Origin of the sequence: Rhizobium sp. RU35A, from assembly GCF_900156005.1 — a bacterium.
Taxonomy (GTDB): domain Bacteria; phylum Pseudomonadota; class Alphaproteobacteria; order Rhizobiales; family Rhizobiaceae; genus Neorhizobium; species Neorhizobium straminoryzae.
This window is the reverse complement of record NZ_FTMR01000011.1, coordinates 52047-70304: the sequence shown is the minus strand read 5'-3', so window position 1 is coordinate 70304 and position 18258 is coordinate 52047. Positions and strand designations below refer to the sequence as shown.

Below are 18258 nucleotides of genomic sequence, written 5' to 3'. Positions count from 1 at the left end.
ATGATCCCGCAGGAGATCATCCGCCGCAAGCGCGACGGGGTGGAACTGTCGCCCGCGGAAATTGCCGGCTTCATCGAAGGAGTGACGGCGAATCGCATTTCCGAGGGGCAGCTGGCGGCCTTTGCCATGGCCACCTTCTTTCGCGGCATGACGCGCGCCGAAACCGTGGCGCTGACGCTTGCCATGCGCGACAGCGGCGACGTTCTCTCCTGGTCGGAGATCGGCCGTCCGGTCGGCGACAAGCATTCGACCGGCGGCATCGGCGACAATGTCTCGCTGATGCTGGCGCCGATCGTCGCTGCCTGCGGGTTGGCGGTGCCGATGATTTCCGGCCGCGGCCTCGGCCATACGGGCGGCACGCTGGACAAGCTGGAAGCGATTCCCGGCTATGATGTGGCGCCTTCGGAAGCGCAGTTTCGCCGGGTGGTCCGCGAGGCGGGGGCTGCGATCATTGGCCAGACGGGCGATCTCGCGCCCGCCGACCGGCGCCTTTATGCGATCCGCGACGTCACGGCGACGGTCGAATCCATTCCGCTGATCACCGCCTCGATCCTCTCGAAGAAGCTCGCCGCCGGGCTTGAAACGCTGGTTCTCGACGTGAAGTTCGGCAATGGCGCCTTCATGCAGGGCGTCGAGGAGGCCGAGGCGCTGGCCCGCTCGCTGGTCGAGGTGGCGAACGGGGCAGGGGTGAAGACCTCGGCCCTGCTGACCGACATGAACGAGCCGCTGGCGGATGCCGCCGGCAATGCGGTCGAGATCGCCCACGCCGTCGATTTCCTCGCCGGCCGCAAGGGCAGAACCCGCATCGAGGCGGTCACATTGGCCTTTGCTGGGGAAATGCTGCTGCAGGCCGGCCTCGTTTCCACCCTCACCGAGGGGCAGGAGAAGGCGACAGCGGCGCTTGCCTCCGGCCGGGCGCTGGAGCATTTCGGCCGCATGGTGCATCTGCTGGGCGGCCCGGCCGATTTCGTCGAACGCTTTGCCACCTATCTTCCGGCAGCACCCGTCATCCGTCCAGTGCCTGCGCCGGACAGCGGCATCCTGGCGGCCACCGATGCGCGCGGCATCGGCCTTGCCGTGGTGGAACTCGGCGGCGGGCGGCGGCTTGCCAGCGATGGCATCGATCACCGTGTCGGCTTCGATCGTATCCTGCCGCTCGGCACCCGTGTCGAAAGGGGCGATCCGATCGCCTTTGTGCATGCCGCGGATGAGGCTCAGGCGGAAAAGGCCGTGGCCAGCATGGCTGCGCTTTACCGCATCGCGGATCAGGCACCTGTGGAGCGGCCGGTCATCCTCAAGCGCATCGGCTGAGGGCCGCGCGCGCTGTTTCGGCCATGAAAAATGCCCGCGACCATCCGGTCTGCGGGCATTGTTCAATCCATAGGGCGCCGAGGCTTACTTGGTGCCGTACATGCGGTCGCCGGCATCGCCGAGGCCGGGCATGATATAGCCCTTCTCGTTCAGATGGCTGTCGATGGAGGCCGTGAAGATCGGTACGTCCGGATGGGCGGTCTGGAAATTCTTGATGCCTTCCGGCGCCGCGAGCAGGCAGAGGAAGCGGATGTTCTTTGCGCCGCGTTCCTTCAGCTTTTCGATCGCGGCAATCGAGGAATTGCCGGTGGCCAGCATCGGGTCGACGACGATCACGAGGCGTTCCGAGAGCGCATCCGGCGCCTTGAAGTAATATTCGACCGCCTGCAGCGTCTCATGGTCGCGGTAGACGCCGACATGGGCGACGCGCGCGGCCGGAACCAGTTCCAGCATGCCTTCCAGCAGGCCGTTGCCGGCGCGCAGGATCGACGCGAAGACCAGCTTCTTGCCTTCCAGGATCGGCGACTGCATCTCGGTCAGCGGCGTCTCGATCGTCTCCATGGTCAGTTCGAGATCGCGGGTGACCTCGTAGCAGAGCAGGGTGGAAATTTCGCGCAGCAGCCGGCGGAAGCTCGATGTCGAGGTTTCCTTGCGGCGCATGATGGTGAGCTTGTGCTGCACAAGCGGGTGATTGATGACTGTTACGCCGTCCATGGGAAGCTGCCTTCGTCCTTCTTCTTGTGTGTTCTCTTGTGATCTTTCTTTCATGGAAAGGCGGACAACCGCAAGCGTTCACCGCAGGTTTGGTGCATCTTCCCCAGCCGGCTGTACCGATTCATCGAAGCGGGCAAGCAGCCGGCCCCGCGTTTCCTCGTCCACGAAGGCACATTCCAGCGCCGTGCGCGTCATCGCGTTGATCTCAGCCGTGCCGAAACCCATCACGCCGGCAGCGATCTCGTATTCGCGGGAAAGGGAGGTGCGGAAGAAGGGCGGATCGTCGGAATTGAGGCAGACGCGCACGCCGGCCTCCCGCAGGCGGCGCAAGGGATGGCTCTCGAAATCGGGATAGACGGCAAGCGCAATGTTGGAGCCGGGGCAGACTTCCAGCACCACGCCGGTTTCGACAAGCCTTGCGACCAGTGCTGCGTCCTCGATGGCGCGCACGCCATGGCCGATGCGCGAGGGCCGCACGAGATCGAGCGCGTCGGTGACACTGAAGGCGCCGCAAACCTCACCCGCATGGATCGTCAGGCCAAGGCCCGCATCGCGGGCGATGTCGAAGGCCCGCGCATAATCGGCCACCCGGCCCATGCGTTCCTCGCCGGCCATGTTGAAGCCGGTGACCAGCGGATTATGGCTGCGCGCCGCGTATTCTGCGGCGGCGACTACCCGCTCCGGCCCGAAATGCCGCTCGCCCGTCACGATGATGCGGGCCTCGATGCCGGTCTTCTCGCGGGCCGACAGGATGCCGTCGGTGATGCCGGCGAGATAGGCGTCGGCACCAAGACCGATGCGGTCGCCATGGTCGGGCGAAACGATGATCTCGCTGTAGATCGTGTTGATCGCGGCCAGGTCCAGCAGGTAGCTTTCCGTCAGCAGCGCATAGTCGTCCTCGGTGCGAAACAGCGCGGCGACCCGGTCATAGGCCTGAATGAATTCGGCAAAGTCGTGCCAGGCATAGCCGTCGCCGGCCATGAAGCCGGCGGGATCGACACCGTATTTCTCGGCCTGCCGCAGTGCCAGCGCCGGCGGCGCTGCCCCTTCGATATGGCAGTGGATCTCGGCCTTCAGCAGATGCGTCGTCACAGGAAGCTCCGTCCATGGCGGCCGGGCGCAATGCCGAGATGGGCCGCAACTGTTTCGCCGATGTCGGCATAGGTATTGCGAATGCCGACCATGCGGGCCGCGATGCCCGGACCATAGGCCATGATCGGCACGCGCTCGCGGGTGTGGTCTGTGCCGCGCCAGGTCGGGTCGCAGCCGTGGTCGGCGGTCAGGATCATCAGGTCGCCCGGCTTCATGCGTCGGTGCACGTCTAGAAGCCGCTTGTCTAGTGCTTCGAGTGCCGCCGCATAGCCCGGGACGTCGCGGCGATGGCCGTAGAGCATGTCGAAATCGACGAAATTGGTGAAGACCAGATCGCCATCCTGAGCCGTCTCGATGGCGGCGAGCGTCGCATCCATCAGCGCCTCGTTGCCGTTCGCCTTGATGACCCGGGACACGCCCTGATGGGCGAAGATGTCGCCGATCTTGCCGACGGCATGCACGGTGCGGCCCGCCTCCACCAGACGGTCGAGCAGCGTCGGCTCCGGCGGCAGCACGGAAAAGTCACGGCGGTTGCCGGTGCGCTCGAAGGTGTCGGCGGTTTCGCCGAGGAAGGGGCGGGCAATCACGCGGCCGATGTTCAAGGGATCGATCAGCCGGCGCACGCTTTCGCAAAGCGCGATCAGCCGGTCGAGCCCGAAATGGATCTCATGCGCGGCGATCTGGAAGACGGAATCGGTCGAGGTGTAGCAGATCGGCTTGCCGGAGCGGATATGCTCCTCGCCGAGGCGGGCAATGATCTCCGTGCCGGAGGCATGGCAGTTACCAAGGATGCCCGGCAGGTCGTTCTCGCGGCAGATCGCCTCCACCAGTTCGGGCGGAAAGGCCTCGCCTTCCGCGGAAAAATACCCCCAGTCGAACATCACGGGGGTACCCGCGATTTCCCAGTGGCCCGACGGCGTATCCTTGCCGCGCGACACTTCGCTTGCCGCACCATGCAGGCCGAAAACGCGCTCCGGCATCGGCATGCCGGCCGGCAGATCGCCGCTGGCGAGCCTTGCCACATGCACGAGGCCAAGCGCCGACATGTTGGGCAGCTTCAGCGGCCCCTTGCGCAGACCGGCACGATCGGCGGCCCCGGCGGCACAGAATTCGGCGATATGGCCGAGCGTGTTGGCGCCGAGGTCGTTATAGCGTTCGGCATCCGGGGCGCCGCCAATGCCGAAGGAATCGAGTACGAAAAGGAAGGCGCGTGCCATCGTTCACCTGATCTGAAGGGCAGCCAAGCCCGACGCAAGGCGGCTGTCAAAGCCTCCCTCTTACAGTTCCAAGGGCGGATTGGCAAAGCCTGCTCAGCAGTCGCTGCAGGCGATGCTGTCGCCGACCCGCTGGCGATAGAAGAAGGTGCGGCTGATGGTGATGGTGCGCGTCTCGGTGGAGATGCCGGGCAGGAACATCAGCAGTTGATGTGGCACGGACAACTCGGCGCGCACCAGAAAGCTGTTGGCGGTCTTCAACTCGTCCGGCACGTCGCTGACGCTGGTGCCCACGCCGTAGGGCCGGGTGCCATCCTGCTGCCATGACCACAGAACCCTGGGCGTGGCATTGGCATCCATGGCAATGCCGGTGATCTTGAGGCTCACCGCATCGGCTTCCGTCCTGTAGGGAACGAAGATCGCCTCGGTCACGTCCGGCATGGTCGCGAGAAAGGCCTTGTTGACGGAGGTCTGCTGCGTGACCAGATCGGCGATGGTGGAGGCCGAGCGGGTGGCGCGCTTGGCGACGCTGAGGCCCATCGTCAGCTCGAAGCAGGTGATGTAGAGCGATATCAGGATCGGTGCCAGAATGGCGAATTCCACCCCGCCGACGCCCTGCCGGTCGCGGAAAAACCGGCGAAGCGTCAGCATCAGGCCGCGCGGGCGGTGCTGTCTGTCGCGCGGTCTCTGCGGCCTCATGGATAATCCTCGTTCTGGAAGGCGGAGGTGGCCACGATCAGGAAATCGGTCGGCAGCGACCCGTCAGCCGGCCGGATATTGGTGATATAGGGGCGCACCAGATCGGTGATCACCTGCCAGCGGTAATAGGCGCGCACCATGTTGATGGTCTTCGCCCCGCCCGGCGCATAGCGGAAGGCGGTGGCATCAATATCCGCGTAAGGATCGCTCGATTGGCGGGGAATGGTCGTCGGAATGTCGGCGAAGCTGTTGAAGCTGCGCACATCGAGATAAAGCAGGCCGGAACTCGCGTCGTCGCCCGAGCAGTGGATCAGGATGGAGACCTCGTCGCAGAACGCCTGTCGGAACTGTGTGGCGTTCTTGTCTGTTGTCCGGTTCAGACCATAGGTGATGCGGCCCGTGCGCAGGTCGCGGGACAGCTTCTCCACCGCGTTGGCCACCAGTTGCTCGGCGGTATAGGCCACGAAGGTCTCGATGATGGCAAAGACGATCAGGAAATAGGGTATGGCGAGGATGGCGAATTCGATCGCCGCCGCACCCTCGCGTGCACGCCAGATTCGCCGCCAGGGGCGGGGCGGCGGCGCGGTGTCTGCGCTTGGCTTCTGATGATCGTCCACCTGTTGCATTGTCTTCGTCTGGGCCTGTCGTCAGGCTTCGACGCTAGGGTGATTGTCTTGACATTCCGTTGCGCCAGTCGGTCGATTTGCGCCAATCCGGAACAGCAGCCGGCGATGGCGGAAGAACTGGCTGCCATTTCGGGCGGCCGACTAGTTGCCGGGCGGCTCGCAGGAGGGCGTGCAGGATAGAACGGTGCGCTCCGTCTGTCGGTAAACCCGCACCGTGTTGCCCTCGTCCGTCGAGACAAGGATGCGTTCGTCGGCAATCGCTTCGCCGCGGGCATCCAGAAGGACGAGATTGGTGGTGCCGAAGGCGCGACCCGTCAGAACGATGGTGGTGGGATCTGCGACCGTGGCGTCCGCGACATCCGCATTCCCGACAATCACCTTGGCCACGGGCCGATCGAGCTTCAGCACCCGCGCCTGGTTCATGTAGACACGCACAAAGGCGCCCGGCTCGGCGCCGTATGCTGCGGCCGAAGCGGCGAAGATGATCGGGAAAATCATGGCGCAGCGCAGCATGATGGGCAGCCTGTTGCGGTCTCTGTTCAGCAATGAAGCATGGACGTTAATGCTGAATGAAGAGTGAACGTCCCGAAATTGCTCGATTTTCCATCTCGCCCCGGTTCACGCTCCGAAAAGCATGGGACGCAAGCCGGGGTCAACTGTCGCGGATGTAGCAGAAAAAGCCTTGCAATGCAGGGTATCAGCCGCTTCCGGCGCCGGCGAGACAGATGGTTCAAATGCCACAGGTTCTGCTCGTCATCCGTTTACCGTGCAAGGCGACATTGGCCATTAACCAAATCCTAACCAGACATCTTAAGCCGATCGCAAGGCCCTGTCCGTAGTTTGCCCGTCAAGCGCACCGACGGATGCCGTCGTCGGCGTGGCTGAGAATGACCCGAACAAGGAGAGATGAATGTCCAGGCTTTTCGCACGTTTCCTGAAGAGTGAATCGGGTGCCACGGCCATTGAATACGGCCTGATCGCCGCGCTGATTTCAGTTGCCCTGATTGCCGGTGCAAGCACGCTTGGAGACAATCTGAGCGCCACCTTCACGCGCGTTTCGACCGAAATGTCCACCGCCAATCAGGCGCACAAGTAAGATCAGGTTCCGCCTGCCTCCGGGGAGCCGCCATCCGGCGGCTTTTGACCTGTGTGGACGACAGGGCCCGATGCAGAACTTTTATCGCGCAGGGGAACGGTTTGCTCATGCTTGCCACGCTTCTGCTCTGCGCCCTTCCGCTGGCCTTCGGCCTTGCGGCCGTCAGCGATCTCCTGACGATGAAAATCCCCGACGCCATTGCGATCGCTCTGATCATGCTGTTTTTCCCGGCTGCCGTGGTGGCTGGCCTGGCGGGTCCGCAGGTCGGCCTTGCCCTTGTGGCGGCCCTTGCCGTCTTCCTGCTTGGCTTTGGTCTCTTTGCGCTGAACGTGATGGGCGGCGGTGATGCAAAGCTGCTGGCCGCCTCTGCGCTCTGGTATGGTTTCACCATATCGCTTTTCGAATATCTTGTGACGGTGTGTCTGGCCGGCGGCGTGCTGACGCTCGCAATCCTGCTGTTGCGGTTCGCGGCCCGTCGCGTGGCGTGGCTGGCAGGTGTCCTGCCCGCCTCGCTCGCAAGTGCGCAGAAGGTTCCCTATGCGGTGGCCATCGCCATCGGTGGTCTGTGGAGCATGGGCCATGCGCCGCTTGTCGTTGCACTGCGGGCGGCGATTTCCTAACGAAAGGTTAATTTCAAAGGGAAATGGTTAGCGGGAATTAACCATTTCCCTAAGGCAGTCATTAACCTTAATTACACCAATCAGCGACATCCTTCGGGAACATATTCGAAGTTCCCCAAGGTCTCGTCATGAAACCCGCGCGTCTGATCATCCTCGCCGTTGCCGTCGTGGCGGCCGGCCTTGCCGGCGTGCTTGCCATGCGTCTGGCCGGCCAGAAAACGGTGGTCGAGCAGGCGCGGGAGGTGATCCGCCGCGAACCGACTGTCAATGTGCTGGTCTCCGCCGACAACCTTCCGGTTGGTGCCCGCATTGGCCGCAATTCGATTCGCTGGATGGCCTGGCCGGCGGGTGGCGTGGCGGATGGCTTCATCACCGACACCGCGCAGCCCGATGCCCTGGCGAAGCTGGAAGGGCTCGTGGTGCGCCTGCCGATCTTTGCCGGCGAACCGATCCGCGGAGAAAAGGTCGCCGATTCCTCCAACCGGATCATGTCTTCCCTCCTGCCGGCCGGCAAGCGGGCGGTTGCCACGGAAATCTCGGTCGCCACGGGTGCCGGTGGCTTCGTGCTGCCGAACGACCGGGTGGATGTCATCATGGTGCGCAAGAATGCCGAGGGACGCTATCTCTCCGAGGCGGTGCTCACCAACATCCGCGTCCTCGCCATCGACCAACAGGTCGAGGAAAAGCAGGATGGCAGCAAGTCCGTGCTTGGCACCACGGCAACGCTGGAATTGTCTCCGGATCAGGCTCGGGTTCTTGCGGCGGCCCAGCAGATGGCCGACCGGCTGACGCTGGCGCTGCGCTCCGTCGCCGATGCACAGGAGGCCGATGACAGCGCGGCCGCCTATCTGCTCTCGGGCAGTGACGACAAGTCGGCCGTCCAGGTCATCAAGTCCGGGACCATCGTGACCGGCAGCATTGCACGCACGGAGCAGCGATGAGCGCCATGTCCTTCACCACCGGCACGCCCTTCGCCACAGGCGGTCCGCGCAGACGCGGCCGCATCAGTCTTGTTGTCTCCCTTGCCCTCATTCTTGCCGGGTTCGTGCCGGCTTCGCCCGGCCCGGGTTTCGGCGCCGGTGCCGCTCGTGCCGAGGAACAGAGCCTCATCCGCATCACGGAAGCCGGGCGGGGCGTGCGCAAGCGCCTGCATCTCGGCCTCAACAAGGCGCTGGTGGTGGACCTGCCGACTGATGCGCACGACATTCTGGTCGCCGATCCCTCGATTGCCGATGCCGTGACCCGCACCTCGCGGCGCATCTATCTGTTCGGCAAGGCGGTCGGTCAGACCAACATCTTCATCTTCGGCGCCGGCGGCGAGGAAATCGTCAGTCTCGACCTGGAGATCGAGCGCGACATCGCCGGCCTGCAGCAGAACTTGCGCCGCTTCCTGCCCGAATCCGACATCAAGGTGGAGATCATCTCCGACAACATCGTGCTGACCGGCTCGGTGCGCACGCCGCAGGATGCGCTGCAGGCGGAAAAGCTCGCCAGCGCCTTCCTGAAGGGCGGTGAGGCGACCACCCGCAACCAGACGGCCGCCAGCACGGCGCAGAACGGCGACGTGGCGATCTTTGCCGAAGACCGGCAGGTCTCGCAGATCGTCAACCTGCTGAAGATCGAGGGCGAGGATCAGGTCACGCTGAAGGTCACCGTCGCCGAGGTCAGCCGGCAGGTGCTGAAACAGCTCGGCTTCAACGGTTCGGTCAGCACCACCGGCAGCAAGGCCAATGGCGGCATTTCCTTCGCCAATCCGGCCAATCTCGGCAATGCCATCGATGTCGGCGGCGTCGGCGGCGTGGTGGGCAAGATCGGCACAACCAGCATCGCCACCTATGTGAATGCCATGGAGCAGGCGGGCGTGATGCGCACGCTGGCCGAACCCAGCCTCACCGCGATCTCTGGCGAGCAGGCGAAGTTCTACGTGGGCGGCGAATACCGGCTTGCCGGCCAGCAGGATGTGGATATCGACGACAACAACAAGACCACCGTCAGCCGCACGGTGGAGACGGTGGATTACGGCGTCGAGCTGAATTTTCGCCCGGTGGTGCTGTCGGCCGGCCGCATCAGCCTGAAGATCGAGACCAATGTGTCGGAGCCGACCTATGAAGGCTCGATCGCCACCGGCAACGGCACCTCCAATGCCGTGCCCGGTTCCACCTATCTGTCGCTGCGCAAGCGCGAGGCCTCCACCACGGTGGAACTTCCCTCCGGCGGCTCGATCGTGATTGCCGGTCTCGTGCAGGACAATGTGCGCCAGGCCATGTCGGGGCTTCCCGGCATCTCCAAGGTGCCCGTGTTCGGCACGCTGTTCCGCAGCAAGGATTTCATCCGCAACGAGACGGAACTCGTCATCATCGCCACCCCCTATCTCGTGCGGCCGGTCGCTCGCAACCAGCTCGCCCGTCCGGACGACAACTTCAATCCGGAGGCCGATGGCCCGACCTTCTTCATGAACCGCGTCAACCAGCTTTACGGGCGCAAGGAACAGGCGGCGAGCGGCCGCTATCACGGCGCCGTGGGCTTCATCTACAAATGAGAGGCGCAAGGACAATGACCCGCACATCCTCCGCTGCCGCCCTGCTGATCGCCATGACGCTGATTGCCGGCTGCGCCGACCGCAGCCTGACCACCGGCTCCATTCCGATGGATTATCGCCAGCGCCATCCCGTCGTGCTGACCGAAGCACAGAACGCACTCGACATCCCGGTCGGCCCCAATGACATGCGGCTTACCACCGGCATGCGCGAGACGCTGCGGGGCTTCGTGCAGAGCTATCTCGCCTCGTCGGCCGGGCATGTTCTGGTGCAGCTGCCGTATGGTTCGCCCAATGCGCCGGCCGCCGCGCGGCTTTCGAACGAGATCCGTGCCACCCTGACCACTGCAGGCGTTCCTGCGCGGGCAATCGTCTTCACCGGTTATGCGGCAGGTGCGGTGGGAGATGCAGCACCGGTGCGCCTGTCCTTCACGGCAACACGGGCCGTCACCGCCGCCTGCGGCGAATGGCCGGAGGATCTTGCCAACGATACGGGCGGAAACCGCAACTGGTACAATTTCGGCTGCGCCACACAGAACAACCTGGCCGCCCAGCTCGACAATCCCGGCGATCTGCTGGGGCCGCGCGGGGCCACCCCGATCGATGCGGCGCGCCGCTCCACCGTCATCGGCAATTACCGGTCCGGCAAGGATACGAGTTCGGATTGATGTGGCGAAGGACAGACACCCCATGAGCGCCGTGGACTACGACATTCGCCTGAGCGACCAGCCCGAGGAGCCGGACACCCTTCGCGCCGGCGATCTCGACCAGCTGCGTCCGCTGCCGCGCATTTCGGTGCATGCCTTTTGCGAAAGCGAGGCATTGCAGCGGGTGATGGAACGGCTGGGACAGGATCGTCGCATGGCCAAGGTCAACATGCGCGTGACGAGCGGCAGCACGCAGGCCGCCGCCAACATGTTTGCCGCGGCCCCCACGCCGAACCTCATCATTCTGGAGACGCAGGCCAGACCCGCCGACCTTCTGGCGGAGCTTGCGCCGCTGGCCGAGGTTTGTGATTCCTCCACCCGCGTCATCATCATCGGTTGCCACAACGACATCACGCTCTATCGCGAACTGGTGCGCAACGGCATCTCCGACTATCTCGTTACGCCGGTGCAGATGCCGGACCTGCTTGCGGCGATTGCCACGATCTTCGTCGATCCGGATGCCGAGCCGCTCGGTCGCTCCATCGCCTTCATCGGGGCGAAGGGCGGCGTCGGCTCCTCCACCATCGCCCACAACTGCGCCTTCGGCATATCCTCGCTGTTTGCCACCGAAACGATCCTGGCCGATTTCGACCTTGCCTATGGCACCGCCAATATCGACTTCGACCAGGATCCTGCGCAGGGCATTGCCGAGGCGGTTTACGCGCCGGAGCGGCTGGACGAGGTGTTCCTCGACCGTCTGCTGACCAAGTGTTCCGAGCACCTGTCGCTGCTGGCCGCCCCCTCGATGCTGGATCGCGCCTATGATTTTGACGCCACGGCCTTCCAGCCGCTGATCGATGTGCTGCAGCGCAGCGCGCCCGTCTCCGTCATCGACCTGCCGCATGCCTGGTCGGAATGGACGCGCAGCGTGCTCGCGGATGTCGACGAGGTGGTCATCACCGCCGTGCCGGACCTGCCCAACCTGCGCAATGCCAAGAACCAGATCGACGCGCTGAAGAAGCTGCGGCCCAACGACCGGCCGCCGCATCTCATCCTCAACCAGGTCGGCATGCCGAAGCGGCCGGAAATCGCGCCCGCCGAATTCGTCGAGCCGCTGGAGCTGGAGCCGCTGGCGATCATTCCCTTCGACGTGCAGCTGTTCGGCAATGCCTCCAACAGCGGACGGATGATCTCCGAGATCGATGCGAAATGCCCGACGGCGGAAATCTTCTCGCAGCTGTCGCATGCGCTGACCGGTCGCGCCTCGGTGAAGAAGAGCCGCAAGGGCGGGCTTGCGCGCATGCTGGATCTTTTGCGCGGCACGTAAGCGCCGGCAGGCACTGGACAGGAAACGGAACGACGGCATGTTTGGCAGACGCGGACAGGATGGGGTCGCAAAGACGGGCAGGGGCGCACCCGCGGCAGCACCTGTGAGCCCGGCCGCGCCCGCGACGCCGCAGCCGCTTCTGCCGGAGATCCTGATCGAGGTCGGTTCCGGCGCGGTCCGCCCGCAGATCCCGTCGCCGCCCGTCGCGCCCTCTGCCGCCCCGCGCCGCCGCCAGACCCGCACAGAAGCCTATTACGACACCAAGGGCGAGGTATTTTCCGCGCTCATCGATACGATCGACCTGTCGCAGCTCGCGAGGCTCGATGCCGAAAGCGCGCGCGAGGAAATCCGCGACATCGTCAACGACATCATCACCATCAAGAACTTCGCCATGTCGATTTCCGAGCAGGAGGAACTGCTCGAGGATATCTGCAACGACGTTCTGGGTTATGGCCCGCTGGAGCCGCTGCTGGCGCGTGACGATATCGCCGACATCATGGTCAACGGCGCGGGGCAGACCTTCATCGAAGTGGGCGGCAAGACCATCGAGTCGGATGTGCGCTTCCGCGACAATGCGCAGCTTCTGTCGGTGTGCCAGCGCATCGTCAGCCAGGTGGGCCGCCGCGTCGACGAATCGAGTCCGATCTGCGATGCGCGCCTGCCGGATGGCTCCCGCGTCAACGTCATTGCCCCGCCGCTCGCGCTCGATGGCCCGGCGCTGACGATCCGCAAGTTCAAGCGCGACAAGCTGACACTCGAACAGCTGGTGCGCTTCGGCGCGATCAGCCCGGAAGGCGCCACACTTCTGCAGATCATCGGCCGCGTGCGGTGCAATGTGGTCATTTCCGGCGGCACCGGCTCCGGCAAGACGACGCTGCTCAATTGCCTGACGCGCTATATCGATCTCGACGAGCGTGTCATCACCTGCGAGGACACCGCCGAACTGCAGTTGCAGCAGCCGCATGTGGTGCGCCTCGAAACCCGCCCGCCCAATATCGAGGGCGAAGGGGAGGTGACCATGCGCGATCTCGTGAAAAACTGTCTGCGCATGCGCCCCGAGCGGATCATCGTCGGCGAAGTGCGCGGCCCCGAAGTGTTCGACCTGCTGCAGGCGATGAACACCGGCCATGACGGTTCGATGGGGACGATCCACGCCAATACGCCGCGCGAATGCCTCAGCCGCATGGAATCGATGATCGCCATGGGCGGCTTCTCGCTGCCGGCCCGCACCGTGCGCGAGATGATCGCCGGTTCGATCGACGTCATCATCCAGGCTGCTCGCCTGCGCGACGGTTCGCGCCGCATCACCCATGTGACGGAGGTTGTCGGCATGGAAGGCGACGTGATCATCACCCAGGATCTCATGCGTTACGAGATCGAGGGCGAGGATGCCGCCGGCCGGCTGATCGGCCGCCATCTCTCCACCGGCATCGTCAAGCCGCATTTCTGGGAGCGGGCCCGCTACTACAACGAGGACCGGCGCCTCGCCACCGCCCTCGACCAGATGGAAAAGCTGAGCAATTGAGGGAGGGGATGACATGTTCGGTCTCGATCTGACGGTCCTTGCGCTCGTGGCCCTCATTGCGATTTCCGCCGGGGGGCTTGCCTATGTCTTCCTGTTTTCCCGGCTGGAGGCGGAGCGCAAGACGGAAAGCCGCGTCATCCGCGTCAAGGCCGCCGAGACCGACCGCGGCAAGGTGAAGGCCGCGCGCGACCGCGTGCAGGAAATTTCCAAGCGCCGAAAATCCCTGCAGGATTCGCTGAAGGCGCTGGAGAAGAAGCAGCAGGAGCAGTCGAAGAAGATCGGCGACCAGAGCCTGAAGGCAAAGCTGTCCCGGTCCGGCCTGTCGCTGTCGCCCGCGCGCTTCCATCTCCTGAGTGCCGGCCTCGGTCTCCTTGTCTCGCTGCTCGCTCTGATGGCCGGCCTGCCGCTTTATGCCATTGCCGGTGCCGGTTTCGTCGCCGCCGCCGGCCTGCCGCGCTGGGGGCTTAGCGCTCTCATCCGGCGCCGGCAGGAGAAATTTCTCGAGGAGTTTCCGAACGCACTCGACCTCATCACCCGCTCGATCCGCTCCGGCCTGCCGCTCAACGATGCCATGCGGCTGATCGCCAGCGACGGGCAGGAGCCGGTCCGCAGCGAATTTCGCCGGGTGGTCGAAGGCCAGCAGGTGGGGCTCAGCCTGCCGGATGCCTGTGGGCGCATGATCCTCACCATGCCGCTGCCGGAGGTGAATTTCTTTTCCATCGTCATCGCGATCCAGTCGCAGGCGGGCGGCAATCTGTCGGAAGCGATCGGCAATCTCGCCAAGGTGCTGCGCGAGCGGCGGCGAATGAAGGCCAAGGTGCAGGCGCTGTCCATGGAAGCCAAGGCATCGGCTGCCATCATCGGTGCGCTGCCCTTCATCGTGGCGCTGCTCGTCTATCTCACCTCGCCGCATTATCTCGCGGTGCTCTTCACCGATCCGCGTGGCCACATGATCCTGCTGTTTTCCGGCGTGTGGATGTCGATCGGGATCTTCGTGATGCGCAACATGATCAACTTCGAGATCTGAGGGCGGCGGCATGATCGAGACACTGGTCGCGAAACTGAACGATCCCGGCCTGCTGGTGGCGATCCTCGTCGCGGTCGCGGTGTTTGCCACGCTTTCAACGCTCGTCCTGCCGCTTCTGGAGGGCGATGCGCTGAAGAAGCGTATGAAGGCGGTTTCCTCCGAGCGCGAACAGATGCGGGCCCGCGAGCGCGCACGCCTCAATGCCGAGCACAGCCGCGCCTCGCTTCGCGCGCAGAACAACCAGTCGGTCCGCCAGATCGTCGAACGCTTCAATCTCTATTCAGCGCTGGTGGATGACAAGACGGTCAACCGGCTGAAGGCGGCGGGTCTGCGCTCGCAGAATGCGCTGAACATCTTCCTCGTCTGCCGCTTCGTGCTGCCCTTCGTCTGCCTCACGCTGGCGGCCGTCTGGATCTTCGGGTTTGGCAATCTTGCCACCCGGCCGCTGCCCATGCGGCTTTTCGCCACCATCCTTGCCGCCTATGCCGGCTTCTATGCGCCGAACATCTATGTCAGCAACCGCGTCACCAAGCGGCAGGCCTCGATCAAGCGGGCCTGGCCGGATGCGCTGGACCTGATGCTGATCTGCGTCGAATCGGGTATTTCGCTGGAAGCGGCCATGCGCCGGGTGGCGGAGGAGCTTGCCCCGCAATCGCCTGAACTGGCGGAAGAAATGGTGCTGACCACGGCGGAACTGTCCTTCCTGCCCGACCGGCGGCAGGCACTCGACAACCTTGCCATCCGCACCCAGCTGGATATCGTCAAGGCCGTCACCACGGCGCTGGTCCAGGCCGACCGTTACGGCACGCCGATTGCCCAGGCGCTGAGGGTTCTGGCGCAGGAGGGGCGCGACGAGCGGATGAATGCGGCCGAGAAGAAGGCCGCTGCTTTGCCGCCAAAACTCACCGTGCCGATGATCCTGTTCTTCCTGCCGGTGCTGATCGCCGTCATTCTCGGGCCCGCCGGCATTCAGGTCGCCTCCCGCTTCTGATCAGGCGCAGGCCCACCCGGTGCAGACGGAGCGGCTCGCTCAGTCGATCTGGCGTTTTGCCGCCTTGCCGTCCTTGCCGGCAAGCCTGGCCCAGGCATTCTGCTGGGACAGCATGCCGCGCAGATAGGTCACGTTCGCCTCCGCCTGGCTCGGCGTCAGCTCCTTGCGGGCAATCTCTTCCGCCTCGGCGAAGCGGCCCTGCAGGCCGACGACAAGCGCGAGGTTCTGGCGCACGCGGCTGTCGGCCGCCGGCTGCTGGATCGCGGTGCGCAGATAGGTTTCGGCGGCGCGCAGATCGCCCGACAGCACATAGGACATGCCGAGATTGGACAGCACGCTCGGCTCGTTCGGCTGCACATCGAGCGCCATGCGATATTTGCGGCGCGCCTCGTCGGAACGGCCAAGCTGGTCCAGCACTGCCCCTTCCGCGGAATAGAGCCGCCAGTCCGGCCGGTCGGGCGTCTGGGCGCGGGCAATGGTGGCGAGCGCCTGTTCCAGCTGCCCGGCAGCGGCCTGTGCCTTGCCATAGGCCGCCAGCACCTCGCGGTCGGAGGGATTGGCGATCACCACCTGCTGCATCACCGCCAGCGCCTGTTCGTTCTTGCCGTTCATGCGCAGGATGGTCGCGTAGTTCAGGCCGGTGGCGCGGTCTTTCGGGTTGCGGTCATAGGCCGCGCCAACGGATCGTTCGGCCTCCGAGAGTTCCGGCGCGGTCATCGATTCGACCGGTTTCGTCAGCCGTGGCGCCGCGATGGATCCGGTCGTCATGCGGTCCTGACCCTGCGTCGCACAGGAGGCGAGCGCCAGCGACATGAGCAGGGTGCCGGCCATGCCGCGCAGCAGACCGAAGCGGAGGAAGGGCAGGGAGGAGGCAGTCATGGTGATATCCCGCAAGGCGACGCAGGCCCCGCCATTTTTCTGCTTCACGAGCCGCAGATCATGGGTGGCGCAATCTCGATACAAGCAATAGTCTGTTAACCCTAACAACACGTTAAGTGCCCGATTCTGAAAGCATTCCATGGCTCCCTATCAGTTCCTCGAAAGACCCTCTCCCTTCGTTTCCGGAAATTCCGAGGCGCTGGTTGTCCATGCGCTGACCCCCGTCGAGCTGGAGGAGGGCAAACCCTCTGCCGCTGCGGTGGCCTTTGCGCGCTCCGCCGGCTTCAAGGCGGAGGCGGGCAGCCTGCTGCTTCTGCAAGGGGCCGATGGTGCCGTCGCTGGCGCCCTGTTCGGTCTCGGCGCCGAGCCGGATCCCTTCATCGCGGCCAAGCTCGCCCGCGCCCTTCCGCCCGGCGCCTGGCGCATCGAGGCCACCGCGCTGGCGCCGGAGCAGGTCGCGCTCGGCTTCGGCCTTGGCGGCTACAGTTTTGACACCTACCGCACGCCGAAGCCGATCGAGGCCTTCCTTGCCCTGCCGGACGGGGTCGATGCCGACGCCCTGAACCGTCAGCTGGCCGCCGTCTTCCTCGCTCGCGATCTCGTCAACACGCCGACCAACGACATGGGGCCGGAGCGGCTCGAGGCCGTGTTCCGGGCGCTCGGCAGCCATTACGGCGCGACCGTGTCCTCCATCGTCGGCGAGGACCTGCTGACGGCGAATTTTCCGCTGGTGCACACGGTCGGCCGTGCCAGTGCGGAAGCGCCGCGCCTGCTCGAGATGCGCTGGGGCCGCACCGGTGCCCGCAAGGTCACGCTGGTCGGCAAGGGCGTCTGCTTCGATACCGGCGGCCTCGACATCAAGCCGCCCTCCTCCATGCTGCTCATGAAGAAGGACATGGGCGGTGCCGCCAATGTCCTGGCGCTGGCGCTGATGATCATGGATGCGGGCCTCGATCTCGATTTGCGCGTGCTGGTGCCGGCGGTTGAAAATTCCATTTCTGCCAATGCCTTCCGCCCGGGCGACATCTATCGCAGCCGCAAGGGCCTGACCGTGCAGATCGACAATACCGATGCCGAGGGCCGCCTCGTTCTGGCCGATGCGCTGGCCTATGCCGACGAGGAAACGCCCGATCTGATGATCGACATGGCGACGCTGACGGGCGCTGCCCGCGTGGCACTCGGACCCGATGTGCCGCCCTTCTTTACCGATGACGAGGATCTGGCGCTGGCGCTGGCGGCTGCCAGCCGCGCCGAATCCGATCCCATCTGGCGTCTGCCGCTGTTCAAGGGCTATGAGAAGGATCTGCGCACGCGGGTGGCCGATCTGACCAACGCGCCCTCGGGCGGCATGGCGGGGTCGATCACGGCGGCGCTGTTCCTCAAGCGGTTCGTTGCGAACGCGAAAAGCTGGGCGCATTTCGACATCTATGCCTGGTCACCCGCCGAAAAGCCGCAGACGCCGGTCGGTGGCGAGGCACAGGCCATTCGCGCGCTCTACCGTCACATCGCCTCGCTGGCCTGATCGGGGCTTGCCTCCCTCCCGGCCTGGCGGGAGGATGAGGGCGTGAGGCAAAGGGAAGGCAGGAAAGAGGAGGGCCATATGCCGGCGGAACTTTCGGCCACCGAGGCGCTCGGCCTCTGGCACCGCGTCACCCTGGAGCAGGTGCGCCAGGGCGGGTACGACCTCAGCTTTCGCCAGCTCTCGATCCTCCTGCACATTTACCTCGTGCCTCCGCCCCACACGGTGCGGGGGCTTGCCGCAACGCTCGGCGTCAGCAAGCCGGTCATCACGCGAGCGCTCGACAGCATGGGCGCCTTGCAACTGGTCGACCGGGTGCGTGACGAGCGTGACCGGCGCAATGTCGTCATCAAGCGCACGCTTTCCGGTGCGCTCTATCTGGAAAAATTCGGCGACCTCATTCGCAGCGAGGCCCGCCGGCCGATGCCCTGAGGA

General features: G+C 64.8%; 19 protein-coding genes. 12 read left to right on the top strand and 7 right to left on the bottom strand.

Going from position 1 to position 18258, the window contains the following annotated elements; translation table 11 throughout:
* Positions 1-1311, top strand: coding sequence for a thymidine phosphorylase (gene deoA, locus F3H95_RS21255; protein ID WP_149747477.1), 1311 nt, complete (start codon positions 1-3; stop codon positions 1309-1311).
* A gap of 84 nt (positions 1312-1395) precedes the next feature.
* Here deoA and upp read toward each other — a convergent pair whose 3' ends face one another.
* From upp to F3H95_RS21225, 6 genes are all read right to left on the bottom strand, one after another.
* On the bottom strand, positions 1396-2025 hold the full coding sequence (gene upp, locus F3H95_RS21250; RefSeq protein WP_149747476.1) for a uracil phosphoribosyltransferase: 630 nt from the start codon (positions 2023-2025) through the stop codon (positions 1396-1398).
* Positions 2026-2103: 78 nt separating this feature from the next.
* Positions 2104-3117 (bottom strand): adenosine deaminase, encoded by a 1014-nt coding sequence (locus tag F3H95_RS21245; protein ID WP_149747475.1) that lies wholly within the window; start codon positions 3115-3117, stop codon positions 2104-2106.
* Complete coding sequence (locus F3H95_RS21240) at positions 3114-4334, bottom strand: phosphopentomutase (RefSeq protein ID WP_149747474.1); 1221 nt, start codon at positions 4332-4334, stop codon at positions 3114-3116. Before F3H95_RS21240 ends, F3H95_RS21245 begins: the two co-directional genes overlap by 4 nt.
* Before the next feature lie 93 nt (positions 4335-4427).
* Positions 4428-5030 (bottom strand): TadE/TadG family type IV pilus assembly protein, encoded by a 603-nt coding sequence (locus F3H95_RS21235; protein WP_143126638.1) that lies wholly within the window; start codon positions 5028-5030, stop codon positions 4428-4430.
* The gene (locus F3H95_RS21230) at positions 5027-5656 is read right to left on the bottom strand and encodes a TadE/TadG family type IV pilus assembly protein (protein ID WP_149747473.1); all 630 of its coding nucleotides are present in this window, start codon (positions 5654-5656) and stop codon (positions 5027-5029) included. The genes F3H95_RS21235 and F3H95_RS21230 overlap by 4 nt, the downstream gene beginning before the upstream one ends.
* Before the next feature lie 141 nt (positions 5657-5797).
* The gene (locus tag F3H95_RS21225; protein WP_143126640.1) at positions 5798-6169 is read right to left on the bottom strand and encodes a pilus assembly protein N-terminal domain-containing protein; all 372 of its coding nucleotides are present in this window, start codon (positions 6167-6169) and stop codon (positions 5798-5800) included.
* 397 nt (positions 6170-6566) lie between these two features.
* Between F3H95_RS21225 and F3H95_RS21220 the strand changes: the two genes are divergently transcribed.
* The 9 genes from F3H95_RS21220 (at position 6567) to F3H95_RS21180 (ending at position 15425) form a co-directional block, all read left to right on the top strand.
* Positions 6567-6752: a Flp family type IVb pilin gene (locus F3H95_RS21220; RefSeq protein WP_143126641.1), complete on the top strand. Its 186-nt coding sequence runs from the start codon at positions 6567-6569 to the stop codon at positions 6750-6752.
* A 107-nt stretch (positions 6753-6859) separates the two neighbouring features.
* Complete coding sequence (locus F3H95_RS21215) at positions 6860-7372, top strand: prepilin peptidase (protein WP_149747472.1); 513 nt, start codon at positions 6860-6862, stop codon at positions 7370-7372.
* A 128-nt stretch (positions 7373-7500) separates the two neighbouring features.
* Positions 7501-8313, top strand: a complete 813-nt coding sequence (cpaB, locus tag F3H95_RS21210; protein WP_143126643.1) for a Flp pilus assembly protein CpaB — start codon at positions 7501-7503, stop codon at positions 8311-8313.
* On the top strand, positions 8310-9911 hold the full coding sequence (locus tag F3H95_RS21205) for a type II and III secretion system protein family protein (protein WP_244618100.1): 1602 nt from the start codon (positions 8310-8312) through the stop codon (positions 9909-9911). The genes cpaB and F3H95_RS21205 overlap by 4 nt, the downstream gene beginning before the upstream one ends.
* 14 nt (positions 9912-9925) lie before the next feature.
* A complete protein-coding gene (locus F3H95_RS21200) occupies positions 9926-10576 on the top strand; it encodes a CpaD family pilus assembly lipoprotein (RefSeq protein ID WP_244618099.1) in 651 nt (216 codons plus the stop codon).
* Between the two features lie 22 nt (positions 10577-10598).
* Complete coding sequence (locus F3H95_RS21195; RefSeq protein ID WP_149747470.1) at positions 10599-11882, top strand: CtpF protein; 1284 nt, start codon at positions 10599-10601, stop codon at positions 11880-11882.
* 37 nt (positions 11883-11919) lie between these two features.
* Entirely contained in the window at positions 11920-13407 is a 1488-nt protein-coding gene (locus F3H95_RS21190; protein ID WP_149747469.1) for a CpaF family protein, read from the top strand.
* A 13-nt stretch (positions 13408-13420) separates the two neighbouring features.
* Positions 13421-14434: a type II secretion system F family protein gene (locus F3H95_RS21185; RefSeq protein WP_149747468.1), complete on the top strand. Its 1014-nt coding sequence runs from the start codon at positions 13421-13423 to the stop codon at positions 14432-14434.
* A 10-nt stretch (positions 14435-14444) separates the two neighbouring features.
* Positions 14445-15425 carry a type II secretion system F family protein gene (locus F3H95_RS21180; RefSeq protein ID WP_149747467.1) on the top strand — a complete coding sequence of 327 codons (981 nt, stop codon included), beginning with the start codon at positions 14445-14447 and terminating at the stop codon, positions 15423-15425.
* 39 nt (positions 15426-15464) lie between these two features.
* Here the strand turns inward: F3H95_RS21180 and F3H95_RS21175 are convergent, their stop codons facing one another.
* Entirely contained in the window at positions 15465-16304 is an 840-nt protein-coding gene (locus F3H95_RS21175; protein WP_149747466.1) for a tetratricopeptide repeat protein, read from the bottom strand.
* A gap of 139 nt (positions 16305-16443) precedes the next feature.
* Here F3H95_RS21175 and F3H95_RS21170 point away from each other — a divergent pair, with 139 nt between their 5' ends.
* Both F3H95_RS21170 and F3H95_RS21165 read left to right on the top strand, forming a co-directional pair.
* Positions 16444-17826, top strand: coding sequence for a leucyl aminopeptidase family protein (locus tag F3H95_RS21170; protein WP_149747465.1), 1383 nt, complete (start codon positions 16444-16446; stop codon positions 17824-17826).
* A 78-nt stretch (positions 17827-17904) separates the two neighbouring features.
* Positions 17905-18255 (top strand): MarR family winged helix-turn-helix transcriptional regulator, encoded by a 351-nt coding sequence (locus F3H95_RS21165; protein WP_143127208.1) that lies wholly within the window; start codon positions 17905-17907, stop codon positions 18253-18255.
* Positions 18256-18258 lie beyond the last annotated feature (3 nt).